We start from the raw sequence: 23,028 nt of genomic DNA on the forward strand, positions 1-23,028 counted from the left end.
CTTAAGCGTGTTGGCTGCTACAGTGCGGTGTGCCGCGTGCTGGACAGGTGAAACCGCCGCTGGGTGAGCGGTTGTCGGATCGGATTGCGATCGGGTTGTTGACCTCGACGTTTCCGCCGGAGTTGGTGGATCGGGTGGTCGCTGAGGCGGGTCGTACGCAGCAGCGCAGCCGGTTGTTGCCGGCGCGGGCGGTGGTCTACTACGTCCTGGCGATGTGCCTGTTCTTCGGTCAGGGCTACGAGGAGGTGGCCCGGTTGCTGACCGAGGGCCTCGGTTGGGCGCGTGGCTGGCGGGGTTCGTGGCAGGTGCCGACCACGGCGGCGATCACCCGGGCCCGGGTCCGGTTAGGCCCGGAGCCGATCAAGGCGTTGTTCGCCTCGGTCTGCCGGCCGGTGGCCACCCCGGCGACGGTCGGTGCGTTCTACCGGGAGTGGCGCCTGGTCGCGGTGGACGGCACCACCTTCGATCTGCCCGACACGGTGTCCAATGTGGACTTCTTCGGCCGGCCGGGTTCGGGCCGCGGCAACGGCAGAAGCGCCTACCCGCAGGCTCGGGTCGCGGCGATCGCCGAATGTGGCACCCACGCCATCTTCGCTGCAACGACCGGGCCATTATCCACTCATGAGACCGTCCTGGCGCAGCAGCTATTCGGTGCGCTGGGCCCGGGCATGCTCCTGCTGGCCGACCGTGGATTCCTCGGCTTCGATCTGTGGCGGGAAGCCGCCGCGACCGGCGCGGACCTGCTCTGGCGGGTCAAGTCCGTTGCCGTGCTGCCCGTGATCGAGCAACTGCACGACGGTTCGTACCTGTCGCACATCTTCGCCGCCCGCGACAAGAACCGCCACGCCGACCCGATCACCGTGCGGGTGGTGGAATACACCATGCCCGGCCAGGCCACCGTCTACCGGCTGATCACCACGATCCTGGACCCGGACGCCGCTCCGGCACTCGACCTGGCCGCGTTGTACGCCCAACGCTGGGAGATCGAAACGTCCCTCGATGAACTGAAAACCCATCAAGGCCAGCCAGACATGGTCCTGCGCTCGCAGACCCCGACCGGGGTCGAACAGGAAATCTACGGCTTCCTCCTCGTGCACTACGCCGTGCGCACCCTGATGCATCACGCCGCAGCCGGCGCCGACATCGACCCCGACCGGGTGTCATTCACCCGCACCCTGCGCCTCGTACGCCGCCAGGTCACCGCCCAAGCGGCGTTTTCCCCCCTCACGACTGACCCGGGCACTGCGCCGAGGCGTCCGTGAAATCCTGCGGCACCTGACCACCCGCCGCGCCCGCAGCAACCCGCGAGTGATCAAACGCAAGATGTCGAACTGGAAACTCAAACGAGCACAACACCGCGACCCAGCACGTCCCGATCACAGCATCACCATCGTGGAAGCCACCAAACCCAACCCCACCAAGCGAAAACCACGGGCAACGACCGCCTAAGTCAGCGGTATTGGGGCTAGACCCGATATTCCCGTAGTTCGCTGACGTCGGCGCGGGGCGCCCAGCCCTGATACACGCCGTAGTCGAACTCTTCCAGGCCGAGCTCGGCGGCGACGGTCGACTTGCCGCCGGTGTACTCGACCCGCAACCATCCGTCATGCTCGCCGAGCACGATGAACGGCTCGTCCCGCCAGAAGCACGTGGTACGCACATAGGCGAAGTCGACCTCGCTCAGCGGCACGACCCGCCGGAACCGGCCGGCCCGCACCTCTTCGAAGCCTTCGCTCGGGTCGGGCCGGTACAGGCGGACGTTGTCGCCGTCGGGGCTCGCCTCGTACTCCGCGCCCTGCCAGCGGGCCGCGTAGCCGTCCCGGATCACAGCTCCTTGCCCTTCCGCCACGCCGGCCCGTCCGCGTCGAGGCGGGCGATCAGCTCCTGCTGACCGTCGCGCCGCAGCCGCCACAGCTCCGCGTGGTGCGGCAGCCGCGCGCTGTCCACCTTGAACTCGGCGATCACGTCGCTGGTGTCACTCGGCGCGAACCCGTTGCCACGGAACGGCGGGCGCTCGATGACCCAGCCCTCCATCGCCCGCATCGCGGCCTCGTGCGGTCCGCCATATGGGATCCGGTACAGGTCGCCGCGGTACGCCTTCCAGCGCAACACGTACGCCTCCTCGGCGTCCGGCTTGAACGACGATCCCGCGTACCCGAGACCCAGCGCCTGATACAGCTGCTCAGGCGTCTGCAGGTGCCCCACCTCGCCGGCCCGGTGCACGAACCCGGACACCCGGTCGTACCCGCGTTCCAGATAGTAGGACAGCTGCTCGGGCGAGATCGGCTTCTGCATCAGCAGCGGCCCGCTGGACACCTGCGGCTCGAACGTCGGCCGCGGCTGCTGCGCCGGCGTCGCGGCCGCCGTCGGCGCCTCTGGCTCGTCGACGCCGAGCCCCAGCTCAGCGGCCCATGTCGCGAGCTGCACGACCTCCGTGCCCGGCAGCACCGCCCCGATCGGCGAGTCCGGGTTGACCGCGAACGCCAGCTGATCACCGGGCGGCCAGTTGCGGATCAGCCGCGTGAACTTGATCCAGCTGCCCTGCGCATCGGCGCCGAGCCGGTCCGCCAGCCGCTCCGCGGCCGTGAACACGACCAGGTGCGGCAGCCCGTTCATGTGCTCGGTCCGCCACGACGCCGGGTCGATCGGCCCCTCGCCGGACCACTCCGGCACCAGGATCTTCGCCAGCAGCAGCGTCGACAGGAACCGGTCGGTGCTGTTGGCCTGCACCGCCTCGAACAGGTCCTGCTCCACGGTGTTCGCCGGCCGGAAGTCCCGCGCCTGCGCCGCCGCCGACTTCACCGGCACCGTCACGGCCGGCGTGACGACCTCCGCGTCGACGATCTCGGCGTGCAGCCGCACTGGCGCCTCGTTGACGACCTCGGGCTCATACACCGACTCGAAGAACGACCTGACGTCCTGCGAAGGCGCCGCTGCGGTCGCATTTTCCGCCGGTGTACCGCCATCCGCCCCGCCGAAGAACGAGACCGGGGCGCCGCGGTCGGCTGCCGGCCGCCCGATCGCCTGGGTGGACTCGGTGTCGTGCCGGTCGGCCGGCTGGTCCCCTTGAGTCGCGCTCCACGGCTCTGCCCGGCTGCCGGCCTGCGCGGCCTCGTCGGTCGCGTAGGTCCGGGAGCCGCTCTCGCCGGTCGTGCTGGACCTGGCGACCCGCTCCTCGATGGCCCGCAACTGCTCGGCCAGCTCGCGGGCGGCGACCTCCTCGGCCGCCTTGGCCTGCGCGGCGCGCTCCTCGATCGCACGCAGCTCCGCGGCGAGGTCGAGGCCGGCGGAGCCTTCGGAGGGCCGCCAGGGCTCATACGCTGCCTGGCCGCCCGCGAGTCCGGATCCGGCGTCCTGCTCCTGGGCCAGCCAGCTCAACGCCGCCCGCTGCTCGGCGGCGCGATCCAATGCCGCTCGGTCCCGTTCGAGCTCGGCCCGGTCGCTGGCGGCCCGCTCGGCGTCGGCCTTCTGCGCGGCAAGGTCGCGCGCCTGCTGGTCGGCCAGCTCCTGTTCCCGGGCAGCCCGCTCCTGGGCGGCCTGCTGTGCTGCCTCCTGTGCGGCTTCCCGCTCAGCTTGCTCACGTGCCGCTTCCCGCTCAGCCAGCTCACGCGCAGCTTCCTGTGCGGCCACCTCACGCGCTGCGTCCTGCGCGGCCAGCTCACGTGCGGCTTCCTGTGCTGCAAGGTCGCGGGCGGCTTCCTGTGCGGCCAGCTCCTGGGCTGCTTCTCGCGCGGCCTGCTGGGCGGCGATCTCCCGGGCCGCTTCGCGGGCGGCTTCCTGCTCAGCGAGCCGGCGGGCCTCGTCGCGGGCGGCCTGATCACGAGCCTCCTGCGCGGCCTGCTCGCGGGCCGCCTGCTCACGGGCGTCCTGCGCGGCCTGCTCGCGGGCCGCCTGCTCACGGGCGTCCTGGGCCGCCTGCTCGCGGGCCGCCTGCTCACGGGCGTCCTGCGCGGCCTGGTCACGGGCCGCCTGCTCCCGTGCGGCCAGCTCGCGCGCTGCCTGCTCCGCGGCGGCGTCCGGTGCGGCCTGGTCACGGCCGCCCTGCTCGAACGCGCTCGGTCCCCACGGCGCCTGCTCCCGCAAGGGCTGCTCAGGTTGCCCGAACAGCCGGCCCGCACCGTCGAACTCGGACGGCTCGCTGTCGGCGAAGAACGGATGCTCGTCCAGGTCGGGGACCCGCCCGAACCCGGCGGCCTTGGCCCGACCCTTGACCGGACCGAACAGCGACCCGGGCTCGTTGACCGGCGCCTCGACCGAAGCAGCGGGCGGCTCGTCGACCTCAGGCGCCTCGATGTCCAGCCTGCTGAACCCGGGCCGGTCGAACGGCAACGGCGGCTCGCCCTGCGTCCGCCACGGCGGCTCTTCGCCCCGCGCTCCGCCGAACGCCTCGCCACGAGACGCAACATCACCACGCCCGGCAACGTCGCTACGGGCCGCGACCTCGCCACGCCCCATGACCTCGCCGCGGACCGCGTCACCACGGGATGCGAAGTCGCCGCGGGACGTGAGGTCGCCGCGGGGGGTGGGATCGCCTGGGGTGGACAGGAATCCGCTCTGGTCGCCGGGGCGGGAGCCGAGGTCGCCGGGACGGGATCCGGGGTCGCCGGGGCGGGAGCTTGGGTCGCCGGGGCGGGAGCTTGGGTCGCCGGCGCCGGAGACGGGGTCGTCGCCACGGAACGTGGCGGGCTCGCCGGCCCTGGCCCGGCCGGCCGCCAGGAACCCGCTGGGCCCTGGCTGCAGGAACCCGCCCTCGCGGGACTCGGGCCGGCCGCTCTCGCCGGGTCCGAAGGCACCGGGATCGACCAGCCCAGGACGCACGGGCAGCACTCCGGCATCGGACGGCTCGACACGCGGCGGCAGCGGCTCGGATGGCCGCGACACCAGGTTGCTCGGCCGACCCGGCAGGGCGCCCGGACCGCCGGCAGCGGGCCGCGACGGCAACGAACCCGGATCGCCGCCGCCAGGCCGCCGGGACGGGAAGGAACCCTGATCGCCGGGACCGGGCCGCGACGGGAGGGAGCCGTGATCACCGGCCCGCGGCGGGAGAGCGCCCTGGTCGCCGGCGCCGGGGCGGGACGGCAGGGCGCCGCCTTCGCCGGGCCGGAAGGCGGCGTCGGGGCGGTCGCCCGGCTGGCGGGTCGGCAATGGCGGAGCGGTCGACAGCGGAACGACGGGCGGCGGTTGCCACGCGGCCGGGATCACGGGGTCGGCATGTTCGGTGAAGATCTCGCCGAGGCTGCGGGCGGGTTCGCGGCGTGGCCAGTATCGACGTGGGTCGCCGTCGCGGTCGTCCTGCTCCGGGCCGTCGGCACCGGCGGCGCCGCGCGAAGGCAGCGCACCGCCGAGGCCACCGGTCGACGGGGGCCGGGCGGGCAGTCCGGACGAATCGGCGGCGGGCGAGGTCGGCCGCATCGGCAGGCCGCCGGAGCCCGGAGCCGGCGAGGTCGGCCGCATGGGCAGCCCCGACGAACCAGCGTCACCGGGCCGGCTGGGCAGCCCGGACGCGCCGAAGTCCGCGGCGCCAGGCCGGCCCGGCAACCCCGACGAACCGGCATCCCCGGCGCTAGGACGACTCGGCAGGCCGGACGAACCAAGCCCGGACGAACCAAGCCCGGACGAACCAAGCCCGGACGAACCAAGCCCGGACGAACCAAGCCCGGACGAACCAAGCCCGGACGAACCAAGCCCGGACGAACCAGGCCCGGACGAACCAGGCCCGGACGAACCAGGACCAGCGGAGCCAGGGCCAGCGGCGCCGGGTCGGGTCGGCAGGCCGGACGGACCGAACTCGCCGGCACCAGGCCGCGCAGGCAACCCGGACGAACCAGGAGCGGGCGATGTCGGCCGCATGGGCAGGCCGGCACCGCCAGGCTTGGACGGCGGTGCGGGACGGGTGTCCGCGCCCGGCGACCATCCCGGCGAACGGCCGGGCACGTCAGGCTTCAGGTCCCCGAACAGCTCCCGCTCGCCCGGCACGTCCAGCGAGGAGCGGTCCGACTCGTCGAAGAGCCCGGGGCGGCCCGGCGCCGCAGGAGGCGCCGCGGCCGCGGGAGGCACAGGGGTGGCCGGCGGGCGGGGGCGGCGGAAGTCGGCGGGCCGTTCATAACCCGCGGCGCCCGTCGTGCGCTCATAGTTGATCGGGCGGTCCGCCCGCGTCGGCAGGAACGCTCCGGGCGGCGCCACGTCGGGCGGCGGCACGTCACGCTTCGGCGGAGGACCGGACGGGCCGGACAGTGGGCGGCCCGCGGCGGAGAACCCGCCCGTGCGGGCCCCGGGCTGGCCGAGCGGAGGCGCGGACGTGGGCGCGGGTGGTGCCGAGGTCGGCGAAGGTGGCGCGGAGGTCGGTGCCGGCGGCGCGGACTCGGCCTTCATCCGGTGGCGCTCGATCGGCGACGGCGCGGGCTGGTTGGGCACGCTGCGGACCGGCACCTGCGCGGTCGCCCGGGCGCGCGAACCGGCGGCCTGCTCGATCCTGGCGCGGGCGCCGAGCGTGCGGCCGGGCAGCCGGACGTCGCCTCGAGTGATCTGGGTCACGAACCACGACGGCAGGTAGCCCTCGATCGGCAGGCCGGGGTTGACCGCGAGCCACCACTCGACATTGGGCCAGATGCTGGTGAGGTCGCGGAACGGCACGCGCCGATGCGTGCCCGGGTGGCCGGCGAGGCACTCGCGGAGCGCCTCGGGCGACGTGAACGCCAGCACGTGGGTGCGGCCCTCCGTCGTCCAGGTGCCCCAGCCGGAGTCGCCGTTCTGCACGCCCTCGGGCGCGATGGGCAGCAAGATGTCCACCCGGGCCAGGATGCGGAAATACTGCTCCTGGTCATTGGCGCGCAGGGCGTCACGCATGGCGCCTTCGGCCTCGGTGGCCGGCTCCCACTCGCTCACGGCCACCCCCTCTGTCGGGCTCGGAACCGCCGCGCTCGCGAAACTTAACCTATACGGCCACGGCAATCCGAGGGGTGCGACCCTGCAAGCGCTCCAGCCAGCATAGCGATCGAACCGCCTCCGAACCCAGGCCTGTCCCACGAGCGTCACCGTCCGAGGGCCGAACAATTACCATCTGCACATGCCTCGTCCCGTCAGGCTGGCTGTTTTGACCGTTTCATGCTGCATCGTCGGTTTTGGTGTCGCACCTTCGACGGCTGAGGCTCAGGCTCCGCCGGCATGCCCAGGGCCGATCCGCCCGCCCGCGCCGGCACCGACCGGGATTCCTTGGCCTTCGCAGGTGTACGACCAGCGAAAGCTCTCGCCCATCGCCGACGGCCGTGGTGTGACGGTCGCCGTGGTCGATTCGGGGGTCGACGCCCGGCACCCGCAGCTGCAGGGCGCGGTGCGGGCGGGACCCGACCAGCTCGACGACGGAGGCTCGCTGCTCGACTGCGTCGGGCACGGCACCGGCGTGGCGGGCATCATCGCCGCCCGGCCGGTCGCCGGCTCGCCGCTGCAAGGGCTCGCGCCGGCCGCCACGATCCTGGCGCTGCGGGTGAGCGAACTGGTCGAGCTGGAGGACGGCACGACCGCCGGCCGGCGCGGCACCCCGGCAGGGGTCGCGGCGGCGATCCGGGCCGCCGTCCAGCAGGGCGCCGGGGTGATCAACCTTTCGCTGGTGTCGTACCAGGACAGCGCCGACGTGCGCGAGGCGGTCCGGTTCGCGGTGTCGCGGGATGTGGTGCTGGTCGCCGCCGCCGGCAACCGGTTCACGGAGGGCAACAGGACGCCGTACCCCGCGGCGTACGAGGGGGTCATCGGCGTCGGCGCCGTCGGCCCGGACGGGCAGCGCCTGCCGGGCTCGCAGACCGGCCCGTTCGTGGATCTCGTCGCGCCGGGCGCCAGGGTGGTGACGACGGCCACACCGCAGGGCCTGACGACCGTGGAGGGCACGAGCTTCGCCGCCCCGTACGTCGCGGCCACCGCGGCTTTGCTCCGCCAGTACCGACCGGACATGACGGCACCGCAGATCGCGGCGCGGCTCACGGCGACCGCCGACGGTGGTGTGGCCGGCCCGGGCTTCGGCGCCGGCGTCCTCAACCCCTACCGTGCGCTGACGGAGGAGACCGGCACGCCGGCGCGTCCGGGAGGGCAGACGCTCGCTCCGGTCGCGCGGGACCCTCTGGCGGCACAGCGGGTCGCCGCGCAGGACCGCACGCTGCTGCTGTCCGGGCTGGGTGTCGGGCTGGCCGCGCTCATGCTGCTGGTCGCGGTCGTGGTGCCGCGCGGGAGGCGCCGCAGCTGGCACCCGGGCGTCCGGCGCCCGCCGCGACCGTCGGACGCGGCCTCGGGCGACCGGACCGCTGCCGCGTTCGGCAGCCGCTGACCACGTCGACCGCAGGCTCAGGCCCGTCCGCCACCGACCGCGCTTCCGGCATGCCCTGGCCCGTTGCCACCGGCAGGCTTTGGCCCGTTGCCACTGGCAGGCGCTGGCCCGTTGCCGCCGGCCGCGGCGGTGGCATGCCGGAGGCCCGGTCCGCGAACTCGTCGCGAACCGGGCCGTCACGGCCGCTCAGCGCTGCGGGAACAGGTGCCTGTTGCGCTGCTCCGTCTCCAGATACCGCCGCATCGACTCGTCCAGTGCGACCTTGATCTCGCGCAGCGTCGCGGCCAGGTCGGCGCCGGCCCGCTCCCAGTTGGCCTGGCGGGCCGAATAGGCCTCCCGCGCCTCGCCCTGCCACCCCGCGGTCAGTCGCCGGCCGAGTTGCGTGACCTCTTCGAGCCGGGCATTGAGCGTGTTGAGCGCGCTCTGGATGGACTGCCCGGCGTGATCCATAGCGGCGAAGTTGACCACCAGTGTGTCGTCCATGACCGTCTCCCGTCCGGCTCAGAGCGGCAGGTGCTGGGTGCCGATGCCCCGGAAGCGGGCTCCGGCGTCGGCGTCGGTGACCTGATAGTTGCGGCCGGCGGACCTGAGGCCCTCGGCCGTCTCCAGCAGGTTCTTGTTGAGCGTCTCCTGGTCGCGGTTCCACGCGTGCTTGACCGTGTCGAAGGACCGGCCGCCCGCGCCCTGCCAGCCGGTCCTGGTCGTCTCCAGCTCGCGCATCAGCGTGCTGAGCATGCTCTGCAGCTCGCCGTTGACCTGCTCGAACCGTTGAGCGGCCGAATGCAGCTCGGCCTGCTGCGCCTGTGTCGTCTGTGCCACGGTGCTCACCCCGTCTCTCGTGTCGCGGACCTGCCGACGGTATCGGCAGTCACCGATCGGCAACCAGACGTAATTCCTTCCTGTGGATAACTTCCGGCATTTCGCCCTTCCTCTACGATGTACCGCGTGGCGGATGGCCGGTCGTTCATCAAGTGGGCCGGCGGGAAGACCCGCTATGCGGCGCAACTGGTTGCCGCGGCACCGGCGTACACCGGCTGCTATTGGGAGCCGTTCATGGGCAGCGCCGCCGTGTTCTTCGAGTTGCGGCCGGTCAAGGCGGTGCTGTCGGACGCCAATCCCGAGCTGGTTGCCTGCTTCCGCGCCGTGGCCGCGTGGCCCGAGGCCGTCATGGAGCAGCTCGACGCGCTGCCCAACACGGCGCAGCGGTTCGCCGAGGTCCGCGCGCAGGATTCCGCCGGCATGAGCGACGTCGAGCGGGCCGCCCGGGTCATCTACCTGAACAAGACCGCGTTCCGAGGGCTGTGGCGGGTCAACCGGCGGGGCGGGTTCAACGCACCGTACGGCGCCTACGACCGGCCGTACTACCGCCGGGAGACGCTGCTCGCGGCCTCGGCGGCGCTCGCGGGGGTGGAGATCAGGCTCTGTGACTTCGAGGAGCCGCTGCGCGAGGCGGCGGCCGGCGACTGGGTGTTCCTCGACCCGCCGTACCTGCCGGAGGGTGGGTTCGCGGACTTCAAGCGGTACACGGCGGGGCAGTTCCGTGACGCGGACCATGAGCGGCTGGCCGCCGCGATGCGGGACGCCACGGGCCGCGGGGTCCTGATCACCATGACCAACAGCGACACGGACGCGACCCGCCGCATCTATGGCGACTTCACCGCGACCACGATGGCGACGCGCCGCGACATCAACCTGCGATCCGACGCCAGAGCCAGCTCGGACCTGATTCTCACGAACTATTGAGCATGCGCCGCCAGCTCCGGATCGAGTGCCGGCCCGACCGGGAGGAGACCGACGAACTCGCCCGGCACGGTGACCGGCTCCACGCCCTGGTAGCCGAGGCCTGCCAGGACGCCGGCCACCGGTAGCGCGTGCCGCCGGCCGAGATCGGTCACCAGCGTGAGGTTGCCGGTGTCGGTACGCACGAGCGCGCCACCGCCCGGTGCCACCACGATGCGGTCCGCCAGAATGGTGCCCGTCTGCGACGTCTCCGGGACGCGGGTCACGTCGGGCAGCGCGTTGCCGGTGGTGATGGTGGCTTCGCTGGTCGTACACACGGCGCCGGAAACAGCGTCGAGCAACTGCGGCACCGTGGCCGGCAGGCCGGCACCGGCCGGGAACGGGCGGACCTGGCGGTCGTGGACCAGCGCGGCGAACTCGCCCGGCGTGAGCGGAAGCAGCTCGCCGCGGCCCTGCACCGCGGCGGTCTCCGGGGCGGCGAGCAGCAGCGCGGCCTGCATCGGCGTCACGGAGGCGAGGCCGTCGGCGGTCATCACGAACGCGTCCACCCTGTCGCCGCTGCGGACCCCGAACAGCTGTCCGGCGACCTTGCCGGCCACCTTGCGGCCCCGGCCTTCCACGGCGGGCGTGACCAGGTCGGCGCCCGACGGCACCGCGTGCAGGAACGCCTGCGCGACCGCTGTCTGCGGCCGGCCGGACCAGACGAGCGCGGGGAGCACGGCGCCGGGCTGGCGGATGAGGTGCTTGCGTCCCTGGACCAGCAGGTACTGGGCGTTGGTGGGGCCGGTGACGAGCAGCCCACGGTCGCCGAGCGTGGTGCCGTCCCTGGGCCCTTCGGGGGTGATGAACACGACCGATGCCGCGGCTTTTGTGCACATCTTCCATGGGTCTCTGTGCAGGCGTTGCGCGGTCGGCAGCGAGGCGGGTGCGCCGGGGATGCCCAGTGTCGCGCCTCTCGGGGCCTCGGCCAGGGCCTTCGTGGAGACCGAGATCGTCTTCACCCCGGGCTGATTGAGGATGAGCAGTGCGGATGTCTGATTGAGGACGGGATGGAGGCGTTCGTCGCGGTACACGAATAGCGCACCCGACTCTTTCTCCACGATGAGTGCCCGTTCGTTGCGCCATTTGCCAGAAGTGCCGGGCACGATCAGTGCATAGGCCGCCGCTCCCCCGACGCCGAGCGCGGCGAGCAGCACTCCGACCAGCGTCGCCCCTGCTACGCGCCGAAACGGCGATCTCGGCGGGTCCGTCTCGCGCGTGACCAATGCGGCGACGACGCGCTGCACCATGAACTGGTACGAATGCAGCTGGTCCTGCCGCGACGCCATGCTGTCCCCCCAAAACTGTCGTACCGGCGCCCTACGATATTCCCCAGATCGCATAGGCGGGGGGCGATATGAGGAAGGCTGTGCGGATCGTGCTCGCGCAGGTCGCGTCGGCATTGTTGGTCTTGGGGTGGACGCATCATCCGGCCTGGGCGTTGGCCGCCGCGGTGCCGTTCGGGCTGCAGGTGCGGCCGCCGCGTCGCCGCAGGTCACCGCCGGCGGGCGCCGGGCTGCTCGCGGTGGTCCGACCCGGCGCCGTCATGGCGCCGCTGGACATCGACGGCGTGGACGTCGGCGTGGTCGAGGACGCCGACGGGCTCACCGCGATGATCCGGGTCGGCGACCTGAGCGACCTGCTCGGCGACGCCCCGCCACCGGTGCCGCCACTGAGCGCGCTGCTCCCGCCTCCCGCACCCGACCTGCCGGAGGCACGGATCCAGCTGCTGGTCAGCGCGACCGCCGCGCCCGACCCGGGTGCCGGCGCGACACCGTCGGCCACGTCCTACCGGCAGCTCACCGACGGCCACATCCCCGCACGCCGCCAGGTGCTGCTCAGCGTGCGGATCCGTCGAGCCGGCGGCTATCAGCGCGAGGACCTGGAGCGCAGCCTCGTCGCCGCGGTCTGCCGCGCCTGCCGCCTGCTCGGCAAGGCCGGCCTGCCGGCCCGCCCACTGTCGCCGCAGTCGGCACTCACGGCGCTGGCCGAGGCCGCCGGGCACCGCCCCGACCGGCCTGTCCGTGAGACCCGCCGCGGCCTGGAGGTGGGCGGGCTGCGGCAGGCGGTGTTCCGGCTGCGCCGCCGGCCGCAGGACGGTCCGCTGGCCGACCGGCTGCTGACCCTGCCCTGCTCCGCGGTGACCGTCGCGCTCACCGCCACCGGCGGCGAGGACGCCTGCCGCGCCGAGCTGACCATCCGCCTCGCGGCGCCCACCCTGACCGCGCTCGACCAGGCGACCGCGGCGCTGCACCAGCTCGCCACCGCGCTCGGCGCCCAGGTGGCCCGCCTCGACGGCTCACAGTTCGACGCCCTCGCCGCGACGCCCCCCTGGGCGGCGGTGCGCCGGCCGACGCCGCCGCTCTGGCCGGCCTCCTCGCCGGCCGTGACGACCTGACCCTCGACGGCAGCGCCGCCCAGCTCGTCACCGCCGCCCACCTCGCCTCGCTGGCGCCCGCAGCCGGCGGCGACGGCCTGATGCTCGGCGTCAACCGGCACGGCACCCCGGTGGTGATCCGCCCGTTCCGCGCCGAGCCGACCCGAGCGGTCCTGATCGGCGGCCTGCGCTGCGCCGAGATGCTGACCCTGCGCGCCCTCGCCGTCGGCGCCCACGTCACCGTCCAGTCGACCCGCCCCGCCGCGTGGTCCCCGTTCCTGCGCGGCCTCGGCGACGAGCCGATCACCCTGCTCCCAGCGGGCCGGCCCGCCGACCCACCCCCGCCGACCGCGACCGCCCCGCAGCTGCTGGTCATCGACACCGGCCCCTCCGACGGCCGCCCCATGCCCGCCGTCACCGAGTCCGCCTGGCGCGCCACGCTGATCGTCCGCGACGACCTCACCGCAGCCGAAGCCGACCTGCTGACCCGCGCCGACCTCGTCCTCCTGCAGCCCCTGACCCCGGCCGAGGCCACGATCGCCACCGACGCGCTCGGCCTGACCGAGTCGGCCGCCTGGCTCACCCGCATCGCCCCCGAGATGCTCGGCATCGTGGTCAGCCGCCGCACCGTCCGCTGGGCCCACCTGTCCCCGACACCGGTCGAACTCCACCTGACCGGCGGCCCTGCCCGCTAACCATCCCCCCGCCTCCACCTCAACCCGACCCGACTGCAAGGAGGAGCTGATGACGGCGTCGACGCCAGCGGGGCACCCGCAACAGAGCCGCCCACCGACCTGGCTCGGCCCGGCCCGCGACCACCGCCTCAACTCCACTCGACCGCGAGGAGGCACCCACAGGCGACGGTGATCGGCGGATCGGCCGTGATCAAAGGACGGATATGGCAGTCAGCAACCGGATCCGTGATCGAAGTCGCCCCGGGGTCGCCCGGGCGGCCGATGCACACCTTCGATCACGGTGGCATTGCATGCGGCGAACCGACAGCAATCCGCAGGCAGGAGCCCGCATCGATACCCGCACGCTCGGCGTGACATGGGCACACCCCGCGCGGACCCCTGGCGTGATCGGCAATCCCGCACCGCCGACTGCTGCCACAGCGGTCAGCGCATTGATCGAAGCCGCCCCACGGCCGCTCCGACGACCAGCACGCGCCTTCGATCACGGTCGTGGTGAGCCACCCGAAGCAACCTGCACGCCATGACCCCGCTCCGGCGACCACACGTGCGACACACCCTCCGCGCCTCGCCGGCCCGAGCATGGCAGTGTTCCTGCCTGCGGCCGCGGTTCGGTGCCGACGGACGATCTTGCGAACGTGATCAAAGGACAGCAGTGGCCGCCCCAGCGACCACGGGCGTCCTTCGATCAAGCAGCGAGGTGAAGATCGTCGCTGGAGCGTGGTACTCCCCGGTCCAGTCATCGACGGTCACGACCTCCCTCTTCATAAATCGAAGTCGTCCTATGGCTGCCTGGACGACCGGCAGACGGCTTCGATCACGATGGCGGCGCGGGCGACGACCCAGACGGCGACCGCCGCGCCGCGATCCCACGTCGGAAACCGTTGTTTGGCGTGGGGGTGGGGCGGTTGTGGTGGGGGTTGGGGGAACTCTGGTGCTGGTCGGGGTGGGCGCGGGGTATCCGCGGTTGGAGGGGCGTGGCACGATCACCGGCATGGGAATCCTCATCCGGCTCGGCGTGAGTGCGTTCACGGTGTGGCTGGCCACGCTGGTGATCCCGGGCATCACTGTTGAGGGGACGACCGGGCGCACGGTGCTGACCGTGCTCGTCGTCGCCGCGATCTTCGGGATCGTGAACGCGGTGTTGCGCCCGATCATCAAGACCATTGGTTGCTGGGCGTATCTGTTGACGCTTGGGCTGATCTCGCTGGTCGTCAACGGGTTGCTGTTGATGCTGACGAGTTGGATCGCCGAGAAGCTGGACCTGGCGTTCCACGTCGACGACTTCTGGCCGTCGGCGGTGCTCGGGGCGTTGTTCATCGGCGTCGTCAGCTGGGTCATCAACCTCGTCATCCCCGACGGGGGCGACAAGGACAGGAACCGCCGCCAGCAGCCTCCGCCTCCGCCGCCCCGCCAGCAGCAGTACTACCCGCGGAACTACCGGTAGCAACGAGCGGACTGCACGACCCGGTGAGGGGCGGTTGGCCGACCGCCCCTTACGGTAAGAGGCGTGGAACCGCTGCGCCGTGGGTATTTGTCCGCATTGTCCGCCAACATCTTGTGGGGCGTGTTCCCGCTGTACTTTCGGGCGTTGCGGCCTGCGGGGGCGGTCGAGGTGCTCGCGCATCGGATCGTGTGGTCGCTGATCTCCGTGGCGGTGCTGCTGACCGTGCTGTCGCGGTGGCAGACGCTCAGGGCGCTGTTCAAGGACACGAAGCGGCTGGCCGGGATCTCCGTGGCGGCGGTGTTCATCGCGGTCAACTGGGGTGTCTACATCTTCGCCGTGGACACGGACCGGGTGGTCGAGGCGTCGCTCGGATACTTCATCAACCCGTTGTTCGTCATTCTGCTCGGTGTACTGGTGCTGCGGGAGCGACTGCGGCGGTTGCAGTGGGTGGCGCTCGGGGTCGGCACCGTGGCCGTGGTCGTGCTGAGCGTGGACTACGGGCGACTGCCGTGGATCGCGTTGACGCTCGCGGGGTCGTTCGGCACGTACAGCCTGATCAAGAAGCGGCTCGGGCTGCCGGCCGGTGAGGGGCTGTTCCTGGAGTCGGCGGTGCTGACGCTGCCCGCGATCGGGTATCTGGCGTGGCTGGCCTCGCGGCATCAGGAGACGTTCGGCACCGTGTCGGCCTGGCACACCGTGATGCTGGCAGGCAGTGGGCTGCTGACCGCGGTGCCGCTGCTGCTGTTCGCGGAGGCGGCCAACCGGGTGCCGCTGTCGGGCCTGGGAATCCTGCAGTACCTGACGCCGACGCTGCAGCTGGTCCTCGGGGTGCTGGTGTTCCACGAGCCGATGCCGCCGGCGCGGCTGGCCGGGTTCGTGATCGTGTGGTGCGCGCTGGCGATCTTCACGTGGGACGCGATCCGGCACAGCCGGCAGCGCAAAGCGGAGAAGGCGGCCGCCGTCGAGGAGACGGTGGCCGCCCAGCCGGTCTAGCGGTGTGAGTGAGACGAGGACGAGCTTCAGGCGTTGAGGACGAGCAACGGCGTGCCGTCGCCCTTGCGGATCTCGATCTTCTGGATGTCGGCGCGCTGGTACCGGGTGTGGGCCTTGAGCTCGTACTCGTCGCCGACGCCGGCGGTCCACGAGTCGAGTTCCTCGGGCTCTCCGGTCTTCGGCACCACGTAGAGCTTGTAGGTCCACTTCCCGGAGCCGGCGGCGCCGGTCGGCTTGTACGCGCACTGCATCCGCACGAGGGTCCCGCCGGGCTCGCCTTCGAAGGCCAGGCTGGCGGTCACCGGTACCGTGGCGGAAACCTCCTGCATAGCGACGAAGTCCGGCTGTCCCACCCCCGCGGATCGCACCCCGATCACGGCGAGCACGCCGAGGCAGGCGGCGACGAGCGCGGTCCCGGCACTCTGCCAGCGGCGGCGCCGCCGCTCGGTGCGCCGGCTGCGCTGCGCCCGGTCGAGCACCCGAGGAAGCAGGGGGTCGGTCGCAGAAGCGGCAGGAACCGCAGGAACCGCAGACGGCCCAGCCCAAGCAGCGGACGGACCGGCCCAGGCAGCCGATGCGGGAACGGCCGACGGACCGGCCCATCCAGCTGGCGGGGCGTCCTGCGCGGCGAGTGCCTGCGCAACGTCCGGGTCCAGCTTGCCGAGCAGCCCAGGCAGCTCGCCGAACTCCGCCACCTCCGCGCGGCACTCCTCGCAGTCCGCGAGATGCCGCTCGTATGTCTCGCGCTCCGGCGGCGACAACGCTCCCAGCACATAGACAGCCGAGTCATGGAGGTGTTCACACCTCATTGCTCACCCCCAACTCCTCCAGAACGACCTTCAGCGAACGCAGTGCGTAGTAGGTCCGCGACTTGACGGTGCCCGGGGGCACGCCCAGTCGTTCGGCCGCCTCGGCGACCGAACGTCCCTGGTAGAAGCACTCCACCAGGACCTCGCGGTGCGGTCGGGAAAGTCGGGTCAGCGCCTCCGCCAGGACCCAGGACTCCACCGCGCGCTCGGTCTCGTCGACCGCGACCGGGGACTCCGGCATCTGGTCGGTGAAGACCTCGCCCACCCGCGCGGAGCGTCGCCGCCACGCGTCGATGGCGAGGTTCCGGGCGGTGGTGAAGAGCCAGGCACGCACCGAGCCGCGGGCCGGGTCGAGCGCCTCCGGGTGTTGCCAGGCCCGGAGCAGAGTCTCCTGCACCAGGTCCTCGGCCCGTTGGCGGTCTCCGCCGGTCAGTCGCAGCGCATGGGCGAACAGCGCATCTCCGTGCTCCTTGTGGAGCGCCTTCAGCAGCAGGTCAGCATCGTCTGTACTCACGCTTAGGCACTATCCGTATCCCTTCCATTGGCTTCTACGCACTAATACGCACAGCGGTTCAAGGCGGCGTCACATGTCATTCACCCGACATCCCTAGGGTGCCGTTCGTCCCCCGTCGCTGTTCAGGATCAGGAGCCCGTAATGTCGGATAACCCACGGCGGACGTTACCGATGGCCGTTGCGCACGGCGGCGGTCGCGATCGTATGACCTGCCTGTACCGATGCGGCATCGCCTGTGAGCACCCGGTGCCGAACCAGTCGGCCAACCCGTACTTCACCGATGAGATGAACGCGGTGTCGCGGCGCGGTGTCATGCGGGCCGGCGCGCTCGTGCTTGGCCTGGCCGGCGCCGGGGTCGCCGCGGGGACGCCGGCGTTCGCCTCGCCGGCCGGGGAGGTGGGCGAGCCCGACGTCGTTATGCCGGAGGTCGACTCGTTCGCGACGAAGTCCCCCGAGCCGTCGCAACTGACGTTCAAGGCCGTCACGCCCAACCAGGTGGACGGGGTCGTGGTGCCCAACGGGTACGACCACGCCGTGGTCATCCGGTGGGGCGACGAGGTCGTGCCGGGTGCGCCGCGGTTCAACATCGCGAAGCAGACCGCGGACGCCCAGGCGAAGCAGTTCGGCTACAACAACGACTTCGTCGCGGTGCTGCCGCTGGACCGCCGCGGCGAGCGGGCGCTGCTCGTGTGCAACCACGAGTACACCAACGAGGACCTGATGTTCCCGAACTTCCCGGGCATCGACGGGCTGTCGGTCGAGCAGCTGCGCACCGCGATGGCCGCGCACGGCATGTCCGTGGTCGAGTTGGAGCGGGTCGGCGACTCGGGCCGCTGGACGCCGGTGTCGCGCGGGTGGCGGCGTTACAACCGCCGGGTCACCGCCCTGTCGACGCACTTCAAGGTCACCGGCCCCGCCGCCGGCAGCGACCTGATGAAGACCTCGGCCGACCCGTCAGGCCGGGATGTCATCGGTACGCTGAACAACTGCGCGGGCGGCGTCACGCCGTGGGGCACGATCCTCTCGGGCGAGGAGAACTTCAACCAGTACTTCGTCGGTGCCGAGACGGCTGTCGAACCGGCGAAGACGCGGTTCAACCGGTACGGCATCGACACGGTGAACCGCTACCCCGCCGGCAGCCGCAAGTGGGACCGCGCCGACGCCCGCTTCGACCTGACGAAGCACCCGAACGAGGCGAACCGCTTCGGCTGGGTCGTCGAGATCGACCCGTTCACGCCCGGCTCGACCCCGCGCAAGCACACCGCGCTGGGCCGGGTGAAGCACGAGGGCGCGAACGTCATCATCGCCAAGAGCGGCAAGGCCGTGGCGTACATGGGCGACGACGAGCGCTTCGACTACCTGTACAAGTTCGTGTCGGACAAGAAGTTCGACAGCGGTAAGTCCTACTTCGCCCGCCGGCACAACCTGACCCTGCTGGAGTCGGGCTCGTTGTACGTGGCGAAGCTCGGCTTCACCTCCGCGGCGGAGATCGACGGCAGCGGCAAGCTGCCCGCCGACGGCGCGTTCAACGGTACCGGCGAGTGGGTCGCGCTGGTGAAGGACGGCAAGTCGCAGGTGCCCGGCATGTCGCTGGAGGAGGTGCTGGTCTTCACCCGCCTCGCCGGTGACGCGGTCGGCGCGACCAAGATGGACCGGCCCGAGGACGTCGAGCCCAACCCGAAGACCGGCAAGATCTACGTCGCGCTGACGAACAACACGGCGCGCGGCCCGGCCGGCAAGGCCCCGGCCGACGAGGCGAACCCGCGCACGAACAACAAGCACGGGCACATCTTCGAGATCACCGAGAACAACGGCGACCACACCGGCACGGCGTTCACGTGGACCATCCCGATCGTCTGCGGCGACCCGAAGGACCCGGCGACGTACTTCATGGGGTACGACAAGAACCAGGTCTCGCCGATCTCCTGCCCCGACAACGTGGCGTTCGACGGCGCCGGCAACCTGTGGATCTCCACCGACGGCAACGCGCTCGGCACCAACGACGGCCTGTTCGCGGTGCCGCTGGAAGGCCCCGAGAAGGGTCACCTGAAGCAGTTCCTGACGGTGCCCTACGGCGCGGAGACCTGCGGGCCGTGGATCCACGGCGACAACAAGAGCGCGTTCGTCGCGGTGCAGCACCCCGGCGAGATCAGCGGCGCGTCGGTGGAGAAGCCGGCGTCGAACTGGCCCGACGGCGACTTCGCCAAGCCGGGCATCGCGGTGGCGTGGCGCCTGGACGGCCACAACATCGGCGTCTGACCTCGTTCGCAGCGGGCGTCTCCCAGGTACCGCGGGAGACGCCCGTTGCTATTCGGCCAGGACCGTCGCCAGGTGGTGTGCGGTGGCGAGCAGCCTGGTCCGCACGACCTTCGCCGAGGACATCAGCTCGGCGGGCGGCAGCGCGCAGGCCAGCACGACCCGGCGGTCCGGGTCGCGGTCGGTGACCACCATGACCGCGGCGCACGCGAGCCCCTGGCGGAACTGGCCGATCTCGATCTGCATGCCACGGCGCTCGCCGGCGGCGAGGTCCGAGTCGAGGGCCTCCGGCGACGTCAGTGTCGCCGAGGTGTACGCGCGCATCCCGTACTCCTTCAGGAAGCGCCATCGCTGATCCGCGCTCATCGTGGCGAGCAGCGCCTTGCCCAGTGCCGTGGCGTGGGCGGCGTCGTCGTAGCCCGGCACCAGTTCGTCGTACGGCGGGGTCCGTGGACCCTCCGCTGACGCGGTGACGGCGATCCTGCCGCCGATGAAGCGTCCCAGGAAGTGGCTGTAGCCCGTCTCCGCGGCAGCCCGGCGCAGCCGGTCTGTGACGGCGCTGGGCCCCCGGAACGCGAGCACCAGCTCCCGGTAGCGGTCGGCGATCTCCAGCCCGACCACGTAGGTGCCGTTCTCACGCCGTATTACGTAGCCCTCGTATGCCAGGGTGCGCACGAGGTGGTAGGTCGTAGCGACCGTGAAGTCACATCGTCGGGCGATCTGCTTCACGGTGAGGCCGCGTGGTGATTGACCCACGGCCTCCAAGACTCGTAGTGCCCTCGACACGCTCCGGATGAGGTCCGAGGGTTCGGCCTGTGGATCCCGCACCGCCGCCCTCCCCAGCCGCAGCAGTAACTGGATTCACACCATATGAAACTGGAGCTGGTCCAGGGAACAGTTTGATCATTTGTGGCGTCAGGTCAGGGAATCCGACCGCTCTACACATAGCGATGAATGGCTCAATCCGGACATCAGTTGTGTGCAGTCATGCTAGCGACACGCCGAGTAACGTAAGTATCACTCAATCTTGAGTCATGATATCTGTGTAAGTAAAGCGCTTATGGTTGAGTAGGCAAAACGCGCGTGCTGCAGGACCACTCCTGGCTGTCATCACGTCGTTGCGAGTTGTCGCCGAGGCAGGTAGCAGTGCCGCATCGCATTGAGCAATGTGGCATCCAGCAGTCAGCGGCGGCAGAATGCCGCCGCTGCGCCGTCCCCGGAGAAGAATCAGTTGGTGCGATCAGCGATGAAGTCGCACAGAGACTCCATCGCGACCCGCGCCGGCACGTGCGGCAGGGGCGCCAGGCACGCCCTGGCGCGGTCCGCATAGCCACGGACGGTCTCGCGGGCCTGCTTCAGCGCCGCGGACTCCCGCAGCAGCGTCAGCGCCTCCGCGTGCAACGCGTCGTCGGTGACCGGCCCCGCGGACAGGATCTCGCGGAGGCGGATCGAGGCGGCGTCGTCGTCGCCGGAGGCCAGCGCGTAGAGCACCGGCAGCGTCGGCACGCCCTCACGCAGGTCGGTGCCGGGAGTCTTGCCCGACTGGGTGCTCTCGCTGGCGATGTCGATCAGGTCGTCGGAGAGCTGGAACGCGATGCCGAACGTCTCGGCGAACGTCGCGAGGGCTTCGATCTCCTCGTCGGTGCAGCCGCCGAACATGCCGCCGAAGCGGGCGCTGGTCGAGATCAGCGAGCCGGTCTTCTGCGAGATGACCCGCAGGTAGTGCGAGATCGCGTCCTCGCCCTGCAGCGGGCCGGCGGTCTCGGCGACCTGGCCGTGCACGAGGCGCGAGAACGTGCTCGCCTGGATCTTGACCGCCTCGAGCCCGAGCTCGGTGGCGACGGCGGCGGCACGGGCGAACAGGTAGTCGCCGATGAGGATCGCCAGCGAGTTGCCCCAGCGGGAGTTGGCGCTGGGTGCGCCGCGGCGCACGGCGGCCTCGTCCATGACGTCGTCGTGGTAGAGCGTCGCGAGGTGGGTCAGCTCGACCACCGCGCCGGCCAGCACGACCTCACGCGCGGTCGGGTCGCCGAAGTGTGCGGCGAGCGCCACGAGCAGCGGCCGGAACCGCTTGCCGCCCGCGTTGACCAGGTGGCGGGCCGCCTCGGTCACCAGCGGGTTGGCACTGTCGACGGAGTCGACCAGCACCGTCTCGACGTCCCGGAGGATCGCCATGACGCTGCTTTCCAACGCCGGATCGGCGAAGGTCAGGCCGACAGACGCACCCGATTGCACGGTTCCCGTACTCACCACAGCTCCAACGATGCCATAGCCTGTCCGAACAGCTTGCGGCGCCCTCATGCAGCGACGTCCCCGCGTGGGACACCACGGGGGGACGTCGCAGCGTGCGGGGCCTATTTCAGGAAGTTCCCGGCATGCTCCGTCGCTTCGAGCAGCACGCTCGGAGCAACGCCCAGCACCAAGGTCGCGACGGTCCCGATGACCAGCGCCGCTGCTGTCATCGCGCCCGGGATCGACACCGCAGGGGTCGTCTCGCCCGGCTCCGACAGCCACATCATGACGACCACCCGCAGATAGGGGAAGGCCAGAATGGCGCTGCTCACCACGCCGGCGATCACCAGCCAGGTCTGATCGGCGTCGATCGCGGACGCGAACACGCCGAACTTCGCGGTGAAACCGCTGGTCAGCGGTAGACCGGCGAAGGCGAGCAGGATGAACGTGAACAGCGTCGCGTACAGCGGAGAACGCCGCCCGAGTCCGGCCCAGCGTGACAGGTGCGTCGCCTCGCCGTCGGCGTCGCGGACCAGCGTCACCACGGCGAACGCGGCGAGCACCGTGAAGCCGTAGGCGACCAGGTAGAACATCGAGCTGGACACGCCCTTGTCCATCGCCAGCACACCCACCAGCAGGTAGCCGGCGTTGGCGATCGAGGAGTAGGCCAGCAGTCGCTTGATGTCGGTCTGCGTCACGGCCAGGATCGCGCCGACGAGCATGGTGATGACCGCCACCGCGCCGAGCACGTCCTGCAGCGCCCACTCGGTGCGCGGGAAGCCGACGTTGACCAGCCGCAGCAGACCGCCGAACGCGGCGACCTTGGTGCAGGCCGCCATGAGCGCGGTGACCGGCGTCGGCGCGCCCTGGTAGACGTCCGGGGTCCACACGTGGAACGGCACCGCCGCGGCCTTGAACAGCAGGCCGACCGCGAGCATCGCCAGGCCGACATAGAGCAGGATGTCGTCGTTGGCCGAGGCCACGATCGCGGTGTTGATCGCCCGGAAGTCGACCTGGCCCGCGTAGCCGTAGATCAGCGCGATGCCGAACACGAAGAACGCCGAGGCGAACGAGCCGAGCAGGAAGTACTTGAGCGCGGCCTCCTGCGACAACAGCCGCCGACGGCGGGCGAGCGCGCACAGCAGGTACAGCGGCAGCGAGAAGACCTCCAGGGCCACGAACATGACCAGCAGGTCGTTCGCGGCGCAGAAGAGCAGCATCCCGGCGAGCGCGAACATCGTGAGCGGGAACACTTCGGTCGCGCCGGTGGCGCGCGCGGCCTGCTCGCGGTCGGCGTCGGTGTTGGCGGTGACGGCGGCCTGCGCGACGAACGCGCCGCCGGTCTCCAGGCTCCGCTCACCGATCAGCAGCAGCGACACGATGCCCAGCACGATGATCGCGGCCGACAGGAACATGCCGGGGCCGTCGATGGCGACCGCGGTCTGCGCCGTGAGCGTGTCGGTGTTGCCCTCGCGGATCACCATCACCAGCGCGGCGACGAGGCCGAGCAGCGACAGGGACAGCTGCACGGTGTGCCGCAGCCGCCGCGGCACGAAGCCCTCGACGAGCACCCCGATGCACGCGACCCCGAACAGGATCAGCATCGGCGAGAGCG

At 71.4% G+C, this 23,028-nt stretch carries 17 protein-coding genes and 2 pseudogenes; 8 read left to right on the forward strand and 11 right to left on the reverse strand.

From position 1 onward, the window contains the following. Positions 1 to 29: 29 nt before the first annotated feature. Positions 30 to 1,262 (forward strand): IS4 family transposase, encoded by a 1,233-nt coding sequence (locus tag OHA72_RS06865; RefSeq protein ID WP_327007007.1) that lies wholly within the window; start codon positions 30 to 32, stop codon positions 1,260 to 1,262. Between the two features lie 203 nt (positions 1,263 to 1,465). Here the strand turns inward: OHA72_RS06865 and OHA72_RS06870 are convergent, their stop codons facing one another. Both OHA72_RS06870 and OHA72_RS06875 read right to left on the reverse strand, forming a co-directional pair. Next, positions 1,466 to 1,828 carry a UCP033725 family protein gene (locus tag OHA72_RS06870; protein ID WP_327007008.1) on the reverse strand — a complete coding sequence of 121 codons (363 nt, stop codon included), beginning with the start codon at positions 1,826 to 1,828 and terminating at the stop codon, positions 1,466 to 1,468. Further along, on the reverse strand, positions 1,825 to 6,885 hold the full coding sequence (locus tag OHA72_RS06875; protein ID WP_327007009.1) for a hypothetical protein: 5,061 nt from the start codon (positions 6,883 to 6,885) through the stop codon (positions 1,825 to 1,827). Before OHA72_RS06875 ends, OHA72_RS06870 begins: the two co-directional genes overlap by 4 nt. Positions 6,886 to 7,225: 340 nt before the next feature. On the opposite strand from OHA72_RS06875, the gene mycP reads away from it, so the two are divergent. After that, positions 7,226 to 8,314, forward strand: coding sequence for a type VII secretion-associated serine protease mycosin (gene mycP / locus OHA72_RS06880; RefSeq protein WP_327007010.1), 1,089 nt, complete (start codon positions 7,226 to 7,228; stop codon positions 8,312 to 8,314). A 186-nt stretch (positions 8,315 to 8,500) separates the two neighbouring features. Here the strand turns inward: mycP and OHA72_RS06885 are convergent, their stop codons facing one another. Next, entirely contained in the window at positions 8,501 to 8,797 is a 297-nt protein-coding gene (locus tag OHA72_RS06885) for a WXG100 family type VII secretion target (protein ID WP_327007011.1), read from the reverse strand. An 18-nt stretch (positions 8,798 to 8,815) separates the two neighbouring features. Continuing rightward, complete coding sequence (locus OHA72_RS06890; RefSeq protein WP_327007012.1) at positions 8,816 to 9,133, reverse strand: WXG100 family type VII secretion target; 318 nt, start codon at positions 9,131 to 9,133, stop codon at positions 8,816 to 8,818. Positions 9,134 to 9,259: 126 nt separating this feature from the next. On the opposite strand from OHA72_RS06890, the gene OHA72_RS06895 reads away from it, so the two are divergent. Further along, positions 9,260 to 10,057 carry a DNA adenine methylase gene (locus tag OHA72_RS06895; RefSeq protein WP_327007013.1) on the forward strand — a complete coding sequence of 266 codons (798 nt, stop codon included), beginning with the start codon at positions 9,260 to 9,262 and terminating at the stop codon, positions 10,055 to 10,057. On the opposite strand, the gene eccB is transcribed toward OHA72_RS06895, so the two are convergent. Beyond that, positions 10,051 to 11,382 carry a type VII secretion protein EccB gene (eccB, locus tag OHA72_RS06900; RefSeq protein ID WP_327007014.1) on the reverse strand — a complete coding sequence of 444 codons (1,332 nt, stop codon included), beginning with the start codon at positions 11,380 to 11,382 and terminating at the stop codon, positions 10,051 to 10,053. The genes OHA72_RS06895 and eccB overlap by 7 nt on opposite strands. 68 nt (positions 11,383 to 11,450) lie before the next feature. On the opposite strand from eccB, the gene OHA72_RS06905 reads away from it, so the two are divergent. The 4 genes and pseudogenes from OHA72_RS06905 to rarD all read left to right on the forward strand — a co-directional run bounded on the left by OHA72_RS06905 (position 11,451) and on the right by rarD (position 15,602). Then, positions 11,451 to 12,491, forward strand: coding sequence for a type VII secretion protein EccE (locus OHA72_RS06905; protein WP_327007015.1), 1,041 nt, complete (start codon positions 11,451 to 11,453; stop codon positions 12,489 to 12,491). An 80-nt stretch (positions 12,492 to 12,571) separates the two neighbouring features. Then, on the forward strand, positions 12,572 to 13,165 hold the full coding sequence (locus OHA72_RS06910; RefSeq protein ID WP_327007016.1) for a hypothetical protein: 594 nt from the start codon (positions 12,572 to 12,574) through the stop codon (positions 13,163 to 13,165). A 991-nt stretch (positions 13,166 to 14,156) separates the two neighbouring features. Beyond that, positions 14,157 to 14,516 (forward strand): annotated as a pseudogene (locus OHA72_RS06915) (phage holin family protein); the annotation flags it as partial. A 156-nt stretch (positions 14,517 to 14,672) separates the two neighbouring features. Then, a complete protein-coding gene (gene rarD, locus OHA72_RS06920; RefSeq protein ID WP_327007017.1) occupies positions 14,673 to 15,602 on the forward strand; it encodes an EamA family transporter RarD in 930 nt (309 codons plus the stop codon). Positions 15,603 to 15,628: 26 nt separating this feature from the next. Here rarD and OHA72_RS06925 read toward each other — a convergent pair whose 3' ends face one another. From OHA72_RS06925 to OHA72_RS06930, 3 genes and pseudogenes are all read right to left on the reverse strand, one after another. Continuing rightward, the gene (locus OHA72_RS06925) at positions 15,629 to 16,081 is read right to left on the reverse strand and encodes a hypothetical protein (protein WP_327007018.1); all 453 of its coding nucleotides are present in this window, start codon (positions 16,079 to 16,081) and stop codon (positions 15,629 to 15,631) included. A gap of 255 nt (positions 16,082 to 16,336) precedes the next feature. Continuing rightward, positions 16,337 to 16,411: pseudogene (locus OHA72_RS64555) on the reverse strand (hypothetical protein); the annotation flags it as partial. After that, positions 16,401 to 16,901 carry a sigma-70 family RNA polymerase sigma factor gene (locus OHA72_RS06930; protein WP_327011482.1) on the reverse strand — a complete coding sequence of 167 codons (501 nt, stop codon included), beginning with the start codon at positions 16,899 to 16,901 and terminating at the stop codon, positions 16,401 to 16,403. The pseudogene OHA72_RS64555 and the gene OHA72_RS06930, both read right to left, overlap by 11 nt. 165 nt (positions 16,902 to 17,066) lie before the next feature. On the opposite strand from OHA72_RS06930, the gene OHA72_RS06935 reads away from it, so the two are divergent. After that, complete coding sequence (locus OHA72_RS06935; RefSeq protein ID WP_327007019.1) at positions 17,067 to 19,184, forward strand: PhoX family protein; 2,118 nt, start codon at positions 17,067 to 17,069, stop codon at positions 19,182 to 19,184. Positions 19,185 to 19,232: 48 nt separating this feature from the next. Here the strand turns inward: OHA72_RS06935 and OHA72_RS06940 are convergent, their stop codons facing one another. The 3 genes from OHA72_RS06940 to nuoN form a co-directional block, all read right to left on the reverse strand. Further along, positions 19,233 to 20,009, reverse strand: a complete 777-nt coding sequence (locus tag OHA72_RS06940) for an IclR family transcriptional regulator (RefSeq protein ID WP_327007020.1) — start codon at positions 20,007 to 20,009, stop codon at positions 19,233 to 19,235. Between the two features lie 399 nt (positions 20,010 to 20,408). Next, positions 20,409 to 21,482 (reverse strand): polyprenyl synthetase family protein, encoded by a 1,074-nt coding sequence (locus OHA72_RS06945; protein ID WP_327007021.1) that lies wholly within the window; start codon positions 21,480 to 21,482, stop codon positions 20,409 to 20,411. A 53-nt stretch (positions 21,483 to 21,535) separates the two neighbouring features. Next, positions 21,536 to 23,017: an NADH-quinone oxidoreductase subunit NuoN gene (nuoN, locus tag OHA72_RS06950; protein ID WP_327011483.1), complete on the reverse strand. Its 1,482-nt coding sequence runs from the start codon at positions 23,015 to 23,017 to the stop codon at positions 21,536 to 21,538. Positions 23,018 to 23,028: the final 11 nt, after the last annotated feature.

This window comes from Dactylosporangium sp. NBC_01737 (assembly GCF_035963215.1).
Classification (GTDB): domain Bacteria; phylum Actinomycetota; class Actinomycetes; order Mycobacteriales; family Micromonosporaceae; genus Dactylosporangium.

Excerpts from the sequence above, each read along its gene's own strand:
- OHA72_RS06945 (WP_327007021.1), bottom strand. The coding sequence starts at position 21,482 with ATGAGGGCGCCGCAAGCTGTTCGGACAGGCTATGGCATCGTTGGAGCT.
- OHA72_RS06885 (WP_327007011.1), bottom strand. The coding sequence starts at position 8,797 with ATGGACGACACACTGGTGGTCAACTTCGCCGCTATGGATCACGCCGGG.
- nuoN (WP_327011483.1), bottom strand. The coding sequence starts at position 23,017 with ATGCTGATCCTGTTCGGGGTCGCGTGCATCGGGGTGCTCGTCGAGGGC.
- eccB (WP_327007014.1), bottom strand. The coding sequence starts at position 11,382 with ATGGCGTCGCGGCAGGACCAGCTGCATTCGTACCAGTTCATGGTGCAG.
- OHA72_RS06905 (WP_327007015.1), top strand. The coding sequence starts at position 11,451 with ATGAGGAAGGCTGTGCGGATCGTGCTCGCGCAGGTCGCGTCGGCATTG.
- OHA72_RS06935 (WP_327007019.1), top strand. The coding sequence starts at position 17,067 with ATGTCGGATAACCCACGGCGGACGTTACCGATGGCCGTTGCGCACGGC.
- OHA72_RS06910 (WP_327007016.1), top strand. The coding sequence starts at position 12,572 with ATGCTCGGCGTCAACCGGCACGGCACCCCGGTGGTGATCCGCCCGTTC.